The 19,852-nt window shown below is 38.5% G+C and carries 14 protein-coding genes; 1 reads left to right on the forward strand and 13 read right to left on the reverse strand.

Annotated elements, in window-relative coordinates; genetic code table 11:
* Positions 1 to 5: 5 nt before the first annotated feature.
* From J7E66_RS22735 to J7E66_RS22750, 4 genes are all read right to left on the reverse strand, one after another.
* Positions 6 to 1,193: a CaiB/BaiF CoA transferase family protein gene (locus J7E66_RS22735; RefSeq protein WP_215004035.1), complete on the reverse strand. Its 1,188-nt coding sequence runs from the start codon at positions 1,191 to 1,193 to the stop codon at positions 6 to 8.
* A 244-nt stretch (positions 1,194 to 1,437) separates the two neighbouring features.
* Positions 1,438 to 1,764 carry a DUF3870 domain-containing protein gene (locus tag J7E66_RS22740; protein ID WP_251033088.1) on the reverse strand — a complete coding sequence of 109 codons (327 nt, stop codon included), beginning with the start codon at positions 1,762 to 1,764 and terminating at the stop codon, positions 1,438 to 1,440.
* 309 nt (positions 1,765 to 2,073) lie between these two features.
* A complete protein-coding gene (helD, locus tag J7E66_RS22745) occupies positions 2,074 to 4,383 on the reverse strand; it encodes an RNA polymerase recycling motor HelD (RefSeq protein WP_215004036.1) in 2,310 nt (769 codons plus the stop codon).
* A gap of 200 nt (positions 4,384 to 4,583) precedes the next feature.
* Positions 4,584 to 5,456: an SDR family oxidoreductase gene (locus J7E66_RS22750; RefSeq protein ID WP_215004038.1), complete on the reverse strand. Its 873-nt coding sequence runs from the start codon at positions 5,454 to 5,456 to the stop codon at positions 4,584 to 4,586.
* Between the two features lie 231 nt (positions 5,457 to 5,687).
* Between J7E66_RS22750 and J7E66_RS22755 the strand changes: the two genes are divergently transcribed.
* Complete coding sequence (locus J7E66_RS22755; RefSeq protein ID WP_215004040.1) at positions 5,688 to 6,128, forward strand: Rrf2 family transcriptional regulator; 441 nt, start codon at positions 5,688 to 5,690, stop codon at positions 6,126 to 6,128.
* Positions 6,129 to 6,270: 142 nt separating this feature from the next.
* Here J7E66_RS22755 and J7E66_RS22760 read toward each other — a convergent pair whose 3' ends face one another.
* The 9 genes from J7E66_RS22760 to J7E66_RS22800 form a co-directional block, all read right to left on the reverse strand.
* On the reverse strand, positions 6,271 to 8,295 hold the full coding sequence (locus J7E66_RS22760; RefSeq protein WP_215004042.1) for a glycoside hydrolase family 3 protein: 2,025 nt from the start codon (positions 8,293 to 8,295) through the stop codon (positions 6,271 to 6,273).
* A 602-nt stretch (positions 8,296 to 8,897) separates the two neighbouring features.
* On the reverse strand, positions 8,898 to 9,869 hold the full coding sequence (locus tag J7E66_RS22765) for a sugar ABC transporter substrate-binding protein (RefSeq protein ID WP_215004044.1): 972 nt from the start codon (positions 9,867 to 9,869) through the stop codon (positions 8,898 to 8,900).
* A gap of 38 nt (positions 9,870 to 9,907) precedes the next feature.
* Positions 9,908 to 11,971 (reverse strand): PAS domain S-box protein, encoded by a 2,064-nt coding sequence (locus J7E66_RS22770; RefSeq protein ID WP_215004046.1) that lies wholly within the window; start codon positions 11,969 to 11,971, stop codon positions 9,908 to 9,910.
* On the reverse strand, positions 11,913 to 12,758 hold the full coding sequence (locus J7E66_RS22775; RefSeq protein ID WP_251033089.1) for a CheR family methyltransferase: 846 nt from the start codon (positions 12,756 to 12,758) through the stop codon (positions 11,913 to 11,915). Before J7E66_RS22775 ends, J7E66_RS22770 begins: the two co-directional genes overlap by 59 nt.
* Positions 12,755 to 15,499: a hybrid sensor histidine kinase/response regulator gene (locus J7E66_RS22780; RefSeq protein ID WP_215004048.1), complete on the reverse strand. Its 2,745-nt coding sequence runs from the start codon at positions 15,497 to 15,499 to the stop codon at positions 12,755 to 12,757. Before J7E66_RS22780 ends, J7E66_RS22775 begins: the two co-directional genes overlap by 4 nt.
* Before the next feature lie 930 nt (positions 15,500 to 16,429).
* Positions 16,430 to 17,539: an o-succinylbenzoate synthase gene (gene menC / locus J7E66_RS22785; protein WP_215004050.1), complete on the reverse strand. Its 1,110-nt coding sequence runs from the start codon at positions 17,537 to 17,539 to the stop codon at positions 16,430 to 16,432.
* Positions 17,540 to 17,559: 20 nt separating this feature from the next.
* Positions 17,560 to 18,387: a GNAT family N-acetyltransferase gene (locus tag J7E66_RS22790; protein WP_215004052.1), complete on the reverse strand. Its 828-nt coding sequence runs from the start codon at positions 18,385 to 18,387 to the stop codon at positions 17,560 to 17,562.
* A gap of 28 nt (positions 18,388 to 18,415) precedes the next feature.
* On the reverse strand, positions 18,416 to 19,138 hold the full coding sequence (locus J7E66_RS22795) for an amino acid ABC transporter ATP-binding protein (protein ID WP_215004188.1): 723 nt from the start codon (positions 19,136 to 19,138) through the stop codon (positions 18,416 to 18,418).
* 49 nt (positions 19,139 to 19,187) lie between these two features.
* Positions 19,188 to 19,844 carry an amino acid ABC transporter permease gene (locus J7E66_RS22800; RefSeq protein ID WP_215004054.1) on the reverse strand — a complete coding sequence of 219 codons (657 nt, stop codon included), beginning with the start codon at positions 19,842 to 19,844 and terminating at the stop codon, positions 19,188 to 19,190.
* Positions 19,845 to 19,852 lie beyond the last annotated feature (8 nt).

Raw genomic sequence — 19,852 nt, forward strand, 5'->3', positions numbered from 1 at the left:
CCTCCCTAAATAATATTATTTTGTTTTAATCTCGAAATTTCTTCAGAATTGTATCCAATGCTCTCTAATAGTGATTCTGTGTGTTCGCCAAACAGTGGAGGATGGCGCCTCATAGTTACCGGTGTTGCCGATAACTTCAACGGTGAGCCAGTTAATTGAAGATGATCAATTAATGGATGTTCCATTTCGACAATCATCTCTCTAGCCTTTATCTGTGGATCTTCAAACATTTCAGCGATGTTGTTGATTGGGCCATTCGGAACCCCAGCAGCATCTAATCGTTTTTTCCACTCTTTTTTCGGCTTTTTTGAAAGCAGTTCTTCACAAATAGCCACTAGTTTATCGTTATTCTTTAAACGCTGTTCATTATGAATAAATTCTTCCTTTTCCGCTAATTCCGGTCTACCGAGGACAGCAGCAAATCGCTTAAACTGCTCATCGTTTCCTACGGCAATGACAAGTTCACCGTCCATGGTATTAAACACCTGATACGGGGAAATATTTGGGTGCCGATTGCCCAGTCGTTTTGGAATCACTCCGCTGCATAAATAATTACTTGCCACATTAATTAATGAAGAAATCTGGCAGTCCATCAATGAAATATCAATTTCCTGCCCTTCCCCGGTCTGGGTCCGATGCTGTAAAGCCCCTAATATCCCGATACAGGTATATAGTCCTGTTAACACATCTGCGATCGCCACACCAACTTTTACTGGAGTTCCTTCAGGTTCGCCAGTGATGCTCATCAGCCCACTCATAGCTTGAATAATATAATCATAGCCTGGCAAATCCTTATAGGGACCCGTTGACCCAAAACCTGTGATGGAAGCCAAAATCAGTCCAGGGTTTATTGTTTTTAACTGCGAATAGCTTAATCCCATTTTTTCAAGTGTTCCAGATTTAAAGTTTTGAATCACGACATCGCTAGTAAAAGCCAGTTTGGAAAAGATCTTTTTCCCTTCTTCTGATTTAAGGTTAAGTGTCATACTTTGTTTATTCCGATTGGCACATAAATAGTACGCACTTTCTCCATTGACAAAAGGCGGTCCCCAGCCCCTCGTTTCGTCGCCTGATGCATAGTGTTCAATTTTGATCACTTCTGCTCCCAGGTCACCGAGAATCATAGAACAAAATGGTCCTGCCAGTACCCGAGAAACATCCAAAATTCGGATTCCATCAAGTGCCCCTTTCACAAAATCACCTCTTTCCGACTACTTATAAAACAAAAAGGAGCCAGCAAAGCAAACAATGAAAAATTCCATTGATTGCTTTACTGACTCCTACTCATAGCTCGTCTTCCGGCGAAGGAAGATCAAGTGAATATAGTCAATTAAATATCATCATTTTTATTACGATCCATCTGGTCATGCAGCAAGGTTTTTGCTGTCACCCAGTCGTTATTCTAACTATATACCAATAATTTCAATTTTTCAACAATTACTTTTCTGTAGATTTTATTTGCTGGTAATGGAGATCTAGATCTTTTAACGCCGCCACCAATGCATTGGCAGCCTTACCTCGATAATACATTTGAAGTGCAGCAATTGCGTCATCGATTCCGTCGATTAAACTCATCCCCCTTAACACCTGGCCAACAAACCCACGGGCATGTTCAGTAGCCAATGTACAGGAGGCCTCGAGAATGACTCCATATTTTCTATCGACTTCTGCTGTAATCGTCAATGTTTCAAATACACTTTTCGCTGCCATCCCTTGAGGTAACTTTGCATGCCCGGCAATAAACAGAGTTTTTCCATTCATCATCTAAATCCACCTCGCTTTTAAAAAAATGATATACATTTATTACATGATCTACATTGACTCTATTAATTTGGTTTCTGAGGGAAAACGCCTGACTACCAATTTTCCAATGATGATTTACAGTGGAAAACTTTAAGTCTTGTTAATGTATTCTCCAATTAATTCAATAATCCTGTTGTGTTATTTCAAGAAAGATAAGAGAGTCAGAACAATTTGTATCTTTTTTCATGTAGAACCGTGTCAAGAAATAAATCCACCTTTTTAAACAAAGTGCCAGGCACCTCTTCAAATGGTGTCTGGCACTTTATTATTTCATGTCCTATCAAAATGGACGGATGCAGCTCTATTTAATAATAATTCCGATGGCGCACTCGCATATAAATACAACCTATGCATCGGCCTGGTCATGGCTACATACAATAATTTGATGTCTAACTCTTCTTCTCTGTACGATTCTTCCATGGAAAGAATCAATACGGCATCAAATTCCAATCCTTTGGAAAGGTAGGAAGGTAGGATCACAACGCATCCCTTTTTCATATCTTCTTTTTCTTCTAATAGCTGTATTGGAAGACTGCTATTCTCCAGCATTTTATGTATTCGTAAGCACTCTTTGTCTGTTCTTCCAATAATCGCAATCGAGTTAAGTTCTTCCTCTTTGAGTAAATTAATATCATGTTCAAGTATCTTTTTTACCTGTTCCAAATTACCAGGGTCAATTTTCGTAAAACATGGTTTGTCCCCATGTCGAATGACTGGTTCTACTTTTGGTAAGTCTTTATCCATGATAGAAAGAATGTCATTGGCTAAATGCATAATTTCGACTGTCGTTCGATAACTCTTTTGTAAAGCTTGATAATTAGCATTTGGGAAAATGTCGTTTACTAATGGTTCCCAGCTGTTTAACCCTCGATAAGAATGAATCCCTTGGGCTAAATCTCCCACAATCGTAAACAATTCTGTTTCAAAACCTTCTTTAAGTGCGGCAAATTGGAAATAGCTATAGTCCTGTGCCTCATCAATGAAAACACTTTTCATTTTATATGGTTCTTCAATACCTTCTAATTTTGACTTCATGTAAAATATTGGAGCTAAATCCTCAAGCTCTAGCGCTTTTTTAGCAAAAATCCTTTGACAATAGTTACTTAACCTCTTGCATTCTAACTCGGAAAGCGTTCGAGAATATTTTTGTAACAGTTCAGGGGACGTCATCAATTCCTTATATAAGGTAAAAATATCTTTTTTAACAAAAGGTGCCATATAATTTTTTATCGCTACCTTCGATTCTTGTTCCACCCTACTTATTCTTTTTTCTTTCGAATCCATGAAGCTGACTACTTTTTCCGTTCTTTTTTCTGAATCCAGCCTGCTGCTAAAAAGGAGCTTTTCTAATGCATCGTCATATTTGCTATTAATTTTTGAAAGAATCATCGATTTTTTTATTCTTAAATCATTTGCTAATAGATTTTTAATTTTATCCAATCTCTTATAGATAGGTAAGTAGTGAAATTCATTGATAAATAGTTTTTTGAGTTTCCCCCCTCTCATTAGTCGTGATTTTTCAATCATAAAATCCTCGGAAGGTGCCAAATTAAACTCAATTTCTTTTAAATAGTGGTCAATTAACTCCTTAAAATCCAGCGATCCTTTATAACTAGACACCCATTGAATCCTTTTTGATTTTTCGTTTCCGTTAATGAGCGCCATTAATTTTGAATTAGGAGATATTAATGTTAATTTTTTCCCTAAACAATTTCTCATAAATTCAATATAGGTGGTTTGTTTAATTTTGTTTACCCCTAGATCAGGCAGAACGGCGGAAATATAATCGATAAACAATTTATTAGGTGCAAGGATCATTAATTTTTCTGGAGGAAATCGATATCCAGAAGAGTAGAGAAAGTAGGAAATTCGATGGAGAGCAATGGTTGTTTTTCCACTTCCAGCCGCTCCTTGAACGATAATGGGGTGTTTAAGTGAAGCTCGAATTACTTCATTTTGTTCATTTTGGATGGTCGCCACAATTTCTGTTAAGCGATTATCCGCTTTTCCTGATAAGGATTTCTGCAATAGTTCATCATGTGTGGTTAAATCGATATCCCTAATCTCTTTTAATAGTCCATTTTCGATTTCATACTGCCGCTTTAACGATAAATAGCCACTTTGCGTTTCTCCATAGGCATCATACGAAACATTTCCTAACCGGCCATCATAGTAAACATTTGCAATCGGTGATCGCCAATCGACAATAATCGGAATCTGATTCACACGGTCAAACAGTGAGGCTTTCCCAATATATAAAATCTCTTCTTTGGTGTCACCACTGCTTGTAAAATTGATTCTCGAAAAATATGGTTTCCCGATGACGCTTGCTAACCGTTCCAATTCACTTTCGGCCAATTCTAAATATTGAGCATTCGTTAAAAGGGTCATGTAGCTTAAACTACTGTCTGACGTATCCAGTTCAGCAAAGGCTTCTTTCAAATTCTCGACAAACTGTTCTTTATTTCCCTTCGATATTTCCAGAACGCTTTTAATATATTCCTTTGTAAACTCTAGGCGCTCCACTTCTGTTTGATAATCTTTATGTTCATGAACTGATATTTGTTTTTTCGAGCTCATTCTCTTATCCGTCACCTCTCAATATGAGTTTTACAACGGGAACTGGCACAAAAAGAAACATCTACAATTTTTTGTAGATGCTTTTCTTTACAATGAAGCTATATTTTACCATTTAACGTGCTTTAATACAATAAACTTTTTGTTAAAAATAAACCGACCTCTGATTTATTCAAAAAGGTCGGGTTTTAAAGGAATTTATTTTATTTTGTTTGAGAAATTTGGTTAACTATTTGGGTTAATGCCTCATTAATCGGCGTAATTGGACGACCGAGAACCTTTTCAAAATCATTACTTTCAACTGCTAATGAACCATTTCGAATACTCTCTTGAATTCCAACAACAATCGGAATGACAAAATCCGGTAAACCTAGTCCTTTCATGATTTCTGCATAAGTCTCATCAGTGACTTGTTGTACAGGTATTTCTTTACCCAATACAACGCCAAGAGCAGATGCTAATTCTTCTTGAGTTAATAGAGGAGCAGAAAGTTCATATACCTGATTTTCGTGACCGTTTCCGACAAGCACGGCTGCTGCTGCATCTGCATAATCTTGTTGTAGTGCCCAGCCTACTTTGCCTGTTCCAGCTGAAGTTACCCATGGAGCACCTGCAATCGCCCCTTGAATGCTCCCAATTTCGTTTTCCAAATACCAATTGTTACGCAAGAAGGTATATGGAATCCCTGTTTTAATAATTGCTGCTTCTGTCGCAACATGAGGCGGTGCCATTAAATTTGTGCTTTCTGTTGCATTAGCCAAACTTGTATAAGCGATATATTTCACTCCAGCCCGTTCAGCTGCAGCGACTGCATCTGTATGCTGACGAATTCTTGTTTCATTGTCACCATCCGCAGAAATAATTAATAAACGATCAATCCCTGCAAAAGCAGTATCTAATGTTTCCGGAAGGTCAAAATCTCCTTGGCGAACTTCTACTCCACGAGCTCGTAATCCTTCTGCTTTCTCAGGATTGCGTACACTGACAGCCAATTGATTCGCTGGTACAGTTTTTAATAAGGTATCCACTACTTTTGATCCTAATTTTCCTGTTGCACCTGTTACTAATATTTTCATTTGATATTCCTCCAATTGTTTTATTGTTAAAATTATTTTTATTATTGCCACTAACCTGTAATCAATTCAATTACCTGTAATCATTTTAATAACATGTTGGTCTTTTGTCAACGTAAAAACCATTTATATATTTTGTTCGTAATTTTGGTATAATACACTTGTAATCAAATTGATTACATTATAATAATATGGAGATATTAAAGTGAGAGACAATAGAGAAGGTGAGCAAAGATGTCGGTTAGCAGCCGTTTTTCAGTTGGAATTCATATATTAACACTTCTTGAGGTTAATAAAGGCGAGGTAAACTCATCAGAGTTTATTGCGGGAAGTGTCAATACAAATCCAGCCGTGATAAGAAAAATTATGGGCATGTTAAAAAAAGCAGGATTAGTAAATGTACGACCTGGTATTGCTGGGGCTGAACTAGCAAAGGATCTATCTACTATTACCTTGTTGGATGTTTATAAAGCAGTTAATGTTGTCCAGGAGAAAGAATTGTTTAGCATACATGAAAATCCCAATCCAAATTGTCCCGTAGGGAGAAATATTCAAAATACAATTGGTCCACTGTTTTCAATTGCCGAGGCGGCTTTGGAGAAAGCTCTCGGAAATGTAACCATTGAGGATGTAGTCAGGGATATTACTAAAAAAGAGAAATTTAATAGAATGTAAAAATACAATAGAGAAAGCCGAGGATACCGTACTCCTCGGCTCTCAATTTGCATAAAACTGATTTTTAACAAAGATAATAGTTTTCAGATATAACCTAGATGAAAACCCTTAGTGGTAAGGTAGTATGACCGGCAAGATGCTCTTACTTTTTATAGCTGAGACCAAAGCCGAAGGTGTAGTTGTCACCCGCTGCATTTGTGTAAGTATAGTCAAACCTTTCGGCATATCCTGGGACATCAGACGCGTTCTTTTCTACAGCCTCTTGATTGGCTGGGATTGTGATAGGCAGCTTACCTGTTGGGTTAAAGCGTCCGCGAAGGACATCAAGTAGTGCTTCAGCCTTGACGCTGTAGGTAGCCACGACGGACGCAGCAGCAGGCTCTACCTCATCGATAACCCATGGATTGGTCATGTTGATCACAAGGGCCGTTGGGACGGCTGCTTCGATTTGTTTAACTTTTGCAACGTTAATTCCGGTGTTTGTGCCTAATTTAATGTCTACAGTAGAGTTGTCAGGCAACTCGAATGGACTTGGACGCAGCCAAACAACTGCGGCAGTTGCTTCATCAAGCGTGTCAACGATCGTTACTGTTGGGTCTTCCTTCGCAATCATCTTCTTCAATGCGTCTGTGCGACTGGCACTGTTGGAACCGCTAAACACTTCTACGTATAGCTTTGCATGTGCGATTTTTTCATCAGTCAGCGGCAGCATTCCTTGATTGTTGCGGAGAAGTGTTACGGACTTAAGATGCGCTTCGTCTGCTCTGGCCTGTGATTTTTCTGAGCTGGCAACGGCCTGAGCTTCTGTCGGATCCGTATATGGGTCCTCAAAAAGTCCGAGGTTGAATATTTCAGTAAGCAGCTGGGACACGGAAGGATCAAGGTCTTTCTCTTTAATTAAGCCTTTATTTACAGCAGAGATAAGGCCGCTTGGGTCGTTGTTGTCAGAGAAAATGTTAGTTCCTGCATCGATTGCCTTGGCAAACTTCTGCTCGATTGTTAGGTCATGCACACCCCAGTCGCGGTTGGTCAGCACGCCGCTGTCGCTGTTGACGTATCCCTTAAAGCCCATCCGGTCACGGAGCAGGTCAGTGAGGAGGGTCTTGTTGTAAGCACCGGCTACCTCTTCGAACTGCTGTGTCTCCGATTGCCAAAGCTCACGTGGAAGCTGTGCAGCGCTGCCCTCATTTTTAGGGACATTGTAGTAGGACATGACCGAGCTCACTCCAGCATCAATGGCAGCTTGGAATGGCGGCAGCTGATATTTGTAAAGGCTGCCAGGCGTTGGATAGGTCGCAAACTGACCGGCCTCATTGTGCGGGTCGAGGCCTCGGACGACCGCTCCGTCACCAGGGAAATGCTTAACGGTCTGGGCGACAGACTTGCTACTAAGCTCCTCACCTTGGAAACCAAGGACGAGTTCTTTGGCAATTTTTGCATTCAATGTTGGGTCTTCCCCGAACGTGCCGGAAATGCGGCGCCAGCGCGGTTCAGTCGCGGTTTCAATCTGGTAGCCGTAGTCCTTCTGGATGCCGGCTTCGCGCCATTCGTCGCGGGCAATCTCGGCAAAGTCGCGAATGAGGCTGAGGTCACGCGTTGCCGCTAGACCCAGGGTTCCAGGCCAGGTGGAGAATTGACCGGAAGCTTCGCTGATGCCGAACTCGTTCTGTTCATTAATGTTATTCCTCGGGTTGGAGGTGAAAACGATCGGGATACCTAGCGGTGAGGCCTCTGCAATCTCCTGATATTGGTTTGCTCGCTCCGCTAGAGCTTTAGCTGAAAGATTGTCTCGGATAATAAGGTAGCGAATATGGCGATTATTGATGTAATCGTTGATGGCGGTCGTGCTAAGTGATGTGATTTGCATGATGCCTGCCTTCTCCTCCATGCTCATTCGCGGCAGGAGATCGGCTACACGCTTTTCGGTGGATAAGCGCCAGTCCTCGTAAGGGTCAAGCTTGCCATTGGCATTGAGATCTTTGAATAGTCGTTGACCAATCTTAATAGTGGGCTTAACATGAGCTTCAACCGATGGCGCCTTTTTCCCACCAGCATTTGAGTGGTCCGGTGGTGAGGCCAATGCCCCGCCGGCAATCGTGGCAGCAGCCACACTTGTGATCAGAGAAGACATAACCATTTTTCTTAACCGTTTCGATTTTTTTGCCAATTTTGCTACCCCCTTGAGATTTGTTGAAAGTAAAACATAAAAGCGTTTACAAAAAAATATTTATTTTTTCCCTCCCTTGAGCCCAAAAACTTGACGTTTATTATTTGTAACCGGATACAAAATGGGACAATTAAATTATACGAAAATTAAGACAATTAACCGTTGTATTAATTTTAGGTTTTTTTGTGATATTTTTATTTTTTTCTCTATAGTTAAATTCCGGTGATACACCCCGCATTTTCTTGTTTCACACACTTTGTTCCACATAAACCACTTATTAATAGATTAGTAGGAGATTAAATTATTTAGTTTAAGATAGTCATCACTTCTTTTTATAAAGGTAAAATGAATGGGTTTTATTAAAATTAGCACCATCCAAGTGTTGGATGGTGCTAATTACGAGCTATGTGAAACGGTTTATAACGACCTTCTCCTCTATTATTCACTGAAACGGGCTTTATGAACGAGTTACTTCCTCTTCGAATCTATATAGAAAATAAGGAATACAAAGGAAATGGTCAGGAACAAGAAATTATTACTATTTCGTGTTCATCAAAAAAAAGTGTCAGGCACCATCCAATTATCTGGTTGGTGTCTGACACTCATTTATTCATTACCTGGTATTCATTTAACAATTTATTCAGGAAGTCTAGTCTCTGCTTCGCATTCTCTTTGATTATGATATCTACGCCTGTATCAACAACTTTTTCAACATTTTCTCCTCTTGTTACTTTCAATGCTGTTTCAACGCTTAAATATCCCATATCATAAGGATTTTGTGCTACTGTACTAGATATCGTTCCATCCTTGATTAACTTTAGCATATCAGGAATTCCGTCTGCTCCGATGACTGGTATCGTAACACCTTGCTCCTCCAATACCTTTATTACTTGTACAGCAGAAGTGTCATGTGTGGCAAAGACTCCCTTAATATCCGGATGATCATGTAATATCTTTGTCATTTCTTTTTTTACTGTCTTGGGATCATCCGATATCCCTACTGTTTCTGCCGCTAATGTGATCCCTGCATCTTTTAAAGCCATTTTAGCGCCGTTTATCCGTTCTCTAAATACTGAAAGGGACAAATCGCCACCGATAATGGCCACTTTATTTCCAGGTTGAAGCTGCGAGGCTAAAAGTGAACCTGCTTTTTTTCCTAAATCCACGTTATCGGTACCGATATAAGAAGTTTTATTTTCCAATGGAAAATCATTATCTACTAATAATACAGGGGTTTTTTTGGTTTCCGTAAACTTTTCCAGTAAAGGAATAACAGTTGCATTCGACGGTGCGACAATTAATACATCTGGATTTTCTTGATAGGTCTTCTCTAATAATCTACTTTGTGCTTCAGCAGATTCATTACGTGGTGCGATAACCTTCCCATCAATGCCAAAATCTCTGAACCCTTTTTCAGCGCCTGCTTTAATAATTTGCCAATATTGTATGTCTAAACTTTTTAAAACAATGACCACTTTCGGTCTTTCATCTACAAATGAATTTGAAATAAAACTTATAATGATGACAGAAATAACCGCTCCTACAAGATAAACTAGCTTTCTATTTTTTAACAATACATCCTCCCCTCTCCTTATTTTAAGAATAGTAACGATCAGTTATTAAGAATAGGATTTAATTGAAAGCGAACCGAGAAAATGGTCCCCTCATCTCCCGTTGTTATATTAATTTCAGCGTGGTGTCGTTTTGCTACACTGTAGCAAATAGCCAAACCTAATCCTGTACCCGTTTCCTTCGTTGTAAAGAAAGGTGTTCCTAATTTTTGTAGAACGTCCGGGCTGATGCCGTGACCCTGATCTTTTATTTCTAAAATGACGGCTTGACTTTTTGTATATGTTTTTATCGTAAGTTTTCCATTCGACGACATGGCATCGAGTCCATTAAGGGCGATATTTAAGATTAGCTGACGGATTTCTTTTTGATCGATATAAATATCCGGACACTTATTTAAATCAAGCTTAACTTGTTTATTTGACCGAAAAGCCTCCGCTTGAATGAGTGGAGATAATGCTTCTAGTATCGTATTTAAGTTTTGCTTTTTCTTCACACTAACCTTGTTTTTGGCTAAATTAAGAAATTCAGTAATAATCGCGTTCGCCCTATGTAATTCATCTAACATCAAATCAATGATCTCTGCTGATAAATTAGCGCTGTTATTCCTTGATAATTGTAAAAATCCTTGAACTGTGGTCATCGGATTTCTAATTTCATGGGCAATTCCTGCTGCCATTTCACCGATCAAATTCAACCGATCTAATCGGGACATCTCTTTCTCTAAGTGAACGGTATCGGTAACATCTGTTAAAACAATTAACGTACATGGTTCAGTATGGATATCAATCATTTCAGTCGATAATAATCCATCGCGAATATCCCCGTTTTTTGTTTTATAGCTAATTTTCTTATTACGAATTTTCCGATCAAGATTAATCGGTTTACCCGTTGATTCATCCACAAAATTATTCACATTTATTTTGTGTTTTTCCAACTCATCGTGGCTATAACCAGTAAATTTTATCCAACTAGTATTTACTTCAATAAAAGTTAAATTCTTCTGCGAAAAAATCGCCATTAAACAGGGACTAGATTCAAAAATTTTCCGAAATCTTTCTTGGGAACGGTAAAGATGGTTGGCGATTCTTTCTCGTTCCTCTATCTCTGTTTGTAGTTTTTCGTTAGCCCTTATCAGTTCTAGCGTTCGTTCTTCTACTTTTTGTTCCATTGTAGTGAATTGGAGTTTTTTAATTTCCTCTATCTGCTTTCTTTCTGTGACATCACGAATCGAACAAACAAAAAGCAGTTGATTGTCAACGGTGGTTTCCCCGATAAGAATGTCCGCATAAAAGTGACTTTCATCTTTCCGAATAGCCACCGATTCGATCACCTTTCCAACAGATTGCTTGATTGAGGAAAAGAATGAAAACGAAGAATCCTGGACTTCGTTACCCATCCATTTTAGAAAAAGCATTACCACATGTTTACCGATTAATTCCTCAGCCTTGTAACCAAACATGCTTTTTATAGCTGGATTCACTGATAGAATGGAACATTGATCGTCAAACGTAAGGATCGTGTCTACGATGGTTTCACCAATAACTTTGGATAATGCCTCTGTCCGCCGTAAATTTAACGTTGCTCTATCTAACTTTTTATTCACTTCATTTAGTTGAACTTTACGTTCTCGATCGGTCTGAATGATATTTTCTTTGTGATTTTGATAAATTTTAACAAATTGTTCGATTTTCTGTTTCAATGTTTTGGGATTAAATGGTTTAAAAATATAATCAATGGCCCCTACTGCATACCCTTGATGCACATGTTCTATATTTTGACTAATCGCAGTGATAAAAATGATCGGAATATGTCTTGTTTTTTCTCTAGCCTTAATGAGCTTCGCCGTTTCAAATCCATTTAGCCCCGGCATCTGTACGTCCAGTAAAATAACAGCAAAGTCTTGTTTTAGCATACATTTTAACGCTTCTTTTCCTGAATTTGCGCTTACCAAGTGGTAATTGGGAGAAGTAAGTACAGCTTTCAGTGCTAATAGATTTTCAGGATGATCATCCACCATTAAGATATTTACCTTTTTAAAATGGGGACTAATTAATTTTTCGATAGAGTTTTTCTGATGCGTCAAATTCTCCGTAACAGTTTTCATAACTAGTAAATTTTATCCCCTCTCTTTTACCCAACCCAAGAAAACCTGATGGACATAGGCTATTATATAATAACGTATGGACATGATTTTGAAGAACCTTATCAAAATAGATAAAGACATTTCGGCATATAATTATATCAAACTCGTTAAATGATTGATCCGTTACTAAATTATGCTGGGCAAACACGACATTTTTTTGCAAAAAGGTATGAAAAAAAACCTTATCATCCACTGCCTTATAGTATTCAGAAAAGGCCCTTTTCCCGCCTGCCTCGATATAGTTTTTTGTATAGAGCTGCATCCTATCTAATGGAAAAGTACCTTTCTTCGCCTTTTCTAGGACAATTTTGTTTAAATCGGTAGCAAACATTCTCGTTTTTTCGTAAATCCCTTCTTCATGTAAGAGAATAGCCATGGAATAGACCTCTTCCCCTGATGAGCAGCCAACATGCCAAATTCGAATTTCAGGATAATCTTTTACTAACGGAATGATTTTTGTTCGGAATGACTTAAAAAATGAAGGATCCCGGAACATCTCTGTCACATTAATCGAGAAATCAGAAAGCAATTCCCCCATGACTTCTGAATCGCGTAGTACCTTTTCCTGAAGAGCCGATATACTTGCAAGATTCTCCTTACAAACACGATGGCGAATTCTCCTTTGGATAAAAGGAAAGGCATAATTTCGAAAATCATAACCATAATAACGAAAAACGGCCTCTAGGAGTAAGTCTATTTCAATTCTTTCTATCTCTTCTGACTTGAGAATATCAGGTGCTTTTATCAAATTTTCTGGCCCTCCTTACTATACAACCATACTTGAATTAAAGAAAATAACTGGTCTAAGTTAATTGGCTTACTTATATAATCCGTTGCTCCAGCATCTAAACATTCTTCTCTACTGCGTTTCATTGCCTTGGCTGTAAGGGCGATGATTGGTAATGCTTGAAATTCTGTTATTTGGCGAATTTGTCGCATGGCTTCAAACCCATCCATCTCAGGCATCATAATGTCCATTAATATTAAGTCTGTATCTGGGTTGTCCTTTAATACCTCAATCCCTTCACGACCATTCTCTGCTACAATAATATTCATTTCATATTTTTCAAGAGCAATTGTTAAGGCATAAACATTCCGTATATCATCATCTACAATGAGTATTTTCTTGTTTTTCAAAGAAGAAATCCCATTTTGATTTTCCCGATCTTCTATATCTTTAAGTGGGTCATCCTCATAAAGACTTATCGCAACTTCTTCTAAAGCGGTATTTCCCACTATTTTGTTGATCGTTTGATAGTATGGCAAATATAAAGTGAAGATGCTACCTTTCCCTTTCATACTCATTACCTCAATAAATCCACCTAATAACTGTGCCATTTCTCGACTAATGGAAAGTCCTAATCCAGTGCCCCCATATTGACGACTTGTCGTTCCATCTGCTTGTTTAAAGGCATCAAATATCGTATCTTGTTTGTCTTTATCAATGCCAATTCCCGTATCGATAACGGAGAAAGCAAGCATTGAATTCGCTTGAACACCCTCAGATAGATTCCTACTGACGTCTTTAACTTCCTTCCGGACAACTAATGAAACACTGCCACGTTCAGTAAACTTAAAAGCATTGGAAAGTAGATTTTTTAAAATTTGCTGTAAACGTTGTTCATCCGTATTGAAAGTCCCTGATAAATTTGCATCCATTTTAATAGTAAACTGTACATTTTTTTGAATCGCAAGAGGAGAAAATTGCCGTTCAATAAAATCTTGCACATCATGTAGGTCCACCTCTGTAGGGTTTACATCTAATTTACCTGACTCCACTTTCGCTAAGTCTAAAACATCGTTTATTAAATGAAGTAAATCATTCCCCGATGAGTAAATCGTCCGAACATACTCCTCCTGATCAGCCGTAAGATTTCCATCCCCGTTTTCAGCGAGTATTTGCGCTAATATTAGTAAACTATTTAGAGGTGTTCTTAACTCATGGGACATATTCGCTAGAAATTCCGATTTATATTGTGAGCTTAGTGCCAATTGTTGAGCTTTCTCTTCAAGCGCCTCCCTAACCTTTTCGATTTCCTCTTTCTTTTGTTCAGAAGCTATATACTGCTCCTCAAGTTTTTCATTCGTCGTCCTTAACTCCTCTTGTTGTAACTGCAGTTCTTCTGATTGAGCTTGGAGTTCTTCTGTCAAGGCTTGTGATTCTTGCAATAATCTTTCTGCTTTCATATGGCTGACAATACTGTTTATCTTGATACCAATATTATTAGTTACGGCTTCCAATAGCTTAACCTGAAGCGGACTTAAGGCCTCAAATGATGCAATTTCAATAACAGCTAGTACATCATTTTCAAATTGTATCGGTAAAATCATAATATTTTTCGGTGAACCTACTCCTAGTCCTGATCTAATTTTTACGTAGTGATCTGGGACATTGGTTAGTAAGATGGATCGTTTTTCAAGTGCACATTGGCCGATCAGACCTTCTCCAAAACGAAAACGCATATAATCTTTATTATCATTCAAAGAGGCATAGGCTGAAATCTTTTTTAGATACTTCTCTCGCTCTTCTACTTCCTTAACATAAAAAACTCCGTAACTTGCTCCTACCATCGGTACAAGTTTTGTAATTAACAATTCTGCTAACATAGAAACATTTTCAACCTCAGGATAAATGGTAGCAATTTCGGCAATTTTCCTATTCAGCCAACTTTGCTCTTCTGCTACTTCTTTTAATTGTTTCTCTAGCATACTTTGTTCCTCTAGTGCATGTGCCATTTTATTAAAGGAAACTGCGATTTCACCCAACTCACCCTTAGTGGAAAGCTCAATTCGGGGCAATGAACTAAAATCACTAGTTGTAGCACTTTTCATAACAGCTGTTATTTTGTTCAGGTTATTTGTCATACCTCTAATAATCCAAAACGTGAAACCAATGCCAATACATAAGGCGATGGCAAGATAAATGTAAATAATGGTGACAGCCATATTGTAAGTATCTTTAGACCTTAAAAGTTCATTTTTCATCTTTTGTTCTTGCAATCCATAGAGAAGATCGGCAATTTGAATCATTCTTTGTCTTATAAGTTCAGAATCCGTCCAAAAGACTGCAGGAATTTCCATTTCCCCATTTAGCTTTTTTGCTGTCAAAGCTTGCTGCCCCATATTTTTATATGATTCTTGCAATATTTTAAACTTTGCAATTAGTTCTTTAGATTTCTCTTGCTTGTCCATTTTTTCTAGTGATTCAATCGCCGCTTGCAAATTGGTATGGGAATCTTCCCAAGAATTCGCCGCATTTAAATGGATATCATTTCCACGGTTAGTTAACATCGAAGTTAGCTCTAGACCTATTCTAGAAGTCTCATATTTAATATCGGAAGCCATTTCGATTCTCTCATTTAGATCATTAACAACAACGTTCATATTCACTGTCGATTGTTCGAGCATGTTCATTAAAATGATGGCGATAATAAAAAACAATAGCAGTAATGAACCGATGCTCGTATAGAGCTTTGTTTTAAATTTCATAAGACCTCCATATTTCCTATCGTTTATTAACAGGTTAATCTATTAAACTAAAATCGTAATTGTCACAAAAAATAGAATATTCAAAATAACAAAACATCACATTTATCAATTAACTTTCATATTTTTATATTTTACTTTAAGTCAATATTATCGTCTACATAATATTTTATATAAATAAAGGAAAGTGGCTAATAAAAAGGATGCACATACTTCCACCCATAATTAGTAGATATTACATCAAAAGCCTGTTAAAAATGTCCAATTCTAGAGGGTTTTGAAGAATTATAGTAAATGTGAAGGATTCACTCTTTATCGTTTTATTATTTCGATATAACAAACTAACGAGTTTACCGTACTAGACGATTAACACCTGCTTCACACAATCACCTTCATTATAATACTACTACAGTTCCCGTTTTTTTTCTTCTATTGGAATGGAGACAATCAAAAATAATAGGAAACATGATTTATTTCACATACAAATGAATCCAAATATTTTAGAATATTCTTTAAAAATAGAATTCAGGTGAAGGTGGTGTAGCAGGATTTCGGGCCCAGACCGAAGAAGAAGCAAAGCAGATTATTACGGAAGCATTTCAGTGTACCGGGCCAGTTCTCATGGAGTTTAATTAATGGAAGAAGAAAACGTCTATCCGATGGTACCCCCTAACCATAACAACCATCAAACCATACTATCTCGAAAGTAAAAAACGCCAAACCATTGTGGAATTCAAAGGTTTGGCGTTTTTTTAGGAAGGAATCGTCCAGAAGTGTAAAAATGAGCTAATTTTCGCATTTTATGGGCTAATTTTCGTTTCCAATAGGTGAGAATAGATTCTCTCAGCGAATTATTAGCTTCTATCAGCGAATTTGCATGTTCTATCAGCGAATCTAGGAAGGTTAGGTCTATATTTTATAAATATACATTAATTATGAATGAAAAGTACGGCTATACAGCGTATATTTGTCAATACGCTCCCGGTTCGGTTCATACCCGATACCGGGTTGTTTTGGAATCGTAATCATCCCGTCTTCCACTGTTACCTCAGGCTCAATAATATCCTCCTTCCAATATCGGGCAGAAGCAGCTGTATCACCTGGGAGAGTAAAATTAGACAGGCTTGTTATTGCAATATTATGCGCCCTGCCAACCCCAGCCTCAAGCATGCCGCCACACCAGACGGGAATCCCATTCGCCTCACATAAATCATGGATTTTTTTAGATTCTGTTAAGCCTCCGACACGCCCAATTTTAATATTAATAATTTTACAACTGCCAAGTTGAATAGCCTTTCGAACGTCATCCACATTATGGATACTTTCATCCAGACAAATCGGTGTCTCGATTTGGGCTTGAAGCTGCGCATGATCGATGATATCATCAAAGCCCAACGGCTGCTCAATCATCATTAAATTAAATTGATCCATCGCCTTAAGCGTTTCGATATCCTCTAAAGTATAAGCGGTATTTGCATCCGCCATTAATGGAATATCTGGGTAGTGTTTTCGAATCTCTGCTAAAATGTTTAAATCCCATCCTGGTTGAATTTTCACCTTGATACGTTTATATCCTTCTTCTAGATGACCCTCAATCAATGCTAATAATTCTTCGACCGTATCCTGGATCCCAATACTGACGCCGACCTCAATCTTTTCAAATGTTCCTCCAAGGGCACTCGATAGACTAACTCCTTGCTGTTTAGCATAAGCATCCCAAATGGCCCCTTCAAGGGCAGCCTTTGCCATGTAATTCCCTCGGATATGATGAAAGCGTTCGGAGACCTCATCTGGATGAGAAATTGGCTCTTTCAGAAGAAGTGGAATCAGAAAATCCTCCATCATATGCCAATTGGTTTTGACAGTTTCTTCTTTATATGTTGCATCCATCGCAGCAACGGATTCAGCCCAACCCGTAATGCCATCCTTTGTTTTGACTTCGACCAAAATAAAATCTTTATCATATTCAGTCCCTACAGCGGTCGTGAAGGGGTGTAATAGATCCATTTTCATATGTCTTAACACAATTCGTTGTATTTCCATCCTATTTATACCTCTCTCCGTTAAGTATGTTTCTTGGTTAATACATAATGATGAAGGTAAGGCTGATCACTTTTCCGTAATGCCGTAACCGTCCACCCTTTGCTCATATAATGGGTAAAAATCTTGCGCGTTTTCATTCTCCATTCCAATGCAGCATTTAAATTATTCGATTTAATCGTTTGGAATTGATTTGGAACCGGAACATAGAGGAGATTGGCCCAGGCATCCCTCTCGCTATCTAGAAAAATATCCTTCGGTACCGGCAAGCCCTCTGCATCCTCGTCCACTTGAATCAAGAGGGGCACTTCATGGTTATCAACGAAATCTTCCATCCTCTTAGACGTTTCCTCAGCTATGTTCCATTCCACTAAGAAGCGGTCAGAAGGCAACCCTGCATTAAGAATATCAGGCATTTCACCATAACAATTCTCAATATACTGCGTACACACTCCGCCTAGTTTACTTAAATTAAGGTATCCATTGACCGTTTCCAGTGGGTCATACGTCCATGTGATGAGTTGATAGCCCATCTTTCGTGCTTCTTCACGCTGCTTTAATTTTAATTTTTCCCCGATTCCCATTTTCCGAAAATCTGGGTGAATCCCCATACTATGCGAACAAAGATAGACTTTTGTCCCATCAAATCCTGGAAAGCTATACTGAAAGCCAATTAATCGAGTTCCAGAAAAAGCGCCAATCACCATACCGCCATTTTTAACGACGGCAATGCTATGGTTAACGGGGACCGGATCCTCATCAGCCCAAACAAGACTTTCTAAATCTCTCACAGCAGTCAATTCTTCTGTCGTATGTAACATGCGTATTGTAATCAGTTTTTGTAAGTCCATATTGAGTAACTATCCTCCTGCCAATTGATTAGATGACATTTTTAAGAAAGCTTTTTAAACGATCACTAGTAGGATTGGTGAACAGTTGTGCTGGAGCTCCTTGTTCTTCAATGACCCCGTCACACATATAAATGACGCGATCGGCCACTTCTCTAGCAAACTTCATTTCGTGAGTCACAATCAGCATCGTCATTCCTTCTTCGGCCAATCCCTTCATAACATTAAGAACTTCACTAACAAGTTCTGGGTCTAAGGCGGAGGTCGGTTCATCAAACAGCATAATTTTTGGATTCATCGCCATCGCCCGTGCAATCGCGACTCGCTGCTGCTGACCTCCAGAAAGTTTCCTTGGGTATACATCTTTTTTATCTTTAAGCCCCACCCTTTCTAGTAAAACTAATGCCTTTTCGACGGCTTCTGCCTTCGACTTCTTTAACGCCTGAATCGGCGCTTCAATAATGTTTTGTAAAACGGTCAGGTGCGGAAATAAGTTGAATTGTTGAAACACCATCCCTACTTCCCGTCTAATTTGTTGAATGCTCCGCGGCGAATAGTTCAATACCGTGCTATCAATTGAAATTCGGCCAGATGAAAGAGTCTCGAGCCCGTTCAGACAGCGAAGGAGTGTACTTTTCCCCGATCCGCTGGAACCAATCAGGGCAACCACTTCGCCAGGGTACACTTGTAAATTAATCCCTTTTAAGACCTCCAGCTGATTAAAACTTTTATGGACATTTTCAATTTCAATAATAGGATAAAGATGATCTTTCACTTTATTTGACAAGGTAGGTCCTCCCTTACTAACGTTCGCTAACCGACAACTTAAATTCGACCTTTCTTAAGAAAAACGAGAAGATCGTTGTCATCACTAAATAAAGAACGGCTGCAGTAATATAGAACTCGATAAACGCATAGTTGGTTGATGCAAATCTTTGTGAAGTCATCATTAATTCTGAAACGGTAACAAGAGAAGCGAGCGATGAATCTTTTAGTAGTGTAATAGACTCATTGCCAATCGCAGGGATGCTTACTCTTAACGCCTGCGGGAGAATAATTCTCCGCATGACTGTTGGATAACTCAGACCTAGTGATTGTGCTGCTTCCATCTGTCCTTTAGGGATTGACAAGATCCCCCCTCTTAAAATTTCGGCAATATAGGCTCCAGCATTTATTCCTAAAGCTAGAACAGAGGCGGTAAAGGGATTCAACTCAATCCCTATTTGCGGAAGACCAAAGTAGACAAGAAATAGTTGAACCAAAAGTGGGGTCCCTCTAAGGACCCAAATATAAAAGTCTGCGAACAAAGACAAAATCTTAAACTTTGAAATCTTCATGATCACGATAATGATTCCCATAATTAACCCTAGTACTAAGGAAACAATGGAGATTTCAAGTGTCATTAGAGATGCCTCGAGTAGAAATGGAATGTACTGAGTAACAAGAGAAAAATCTAACATATCTTTAG

Source organism: Bacillus sp. ISL-7, from assembly GCF_018613065.1.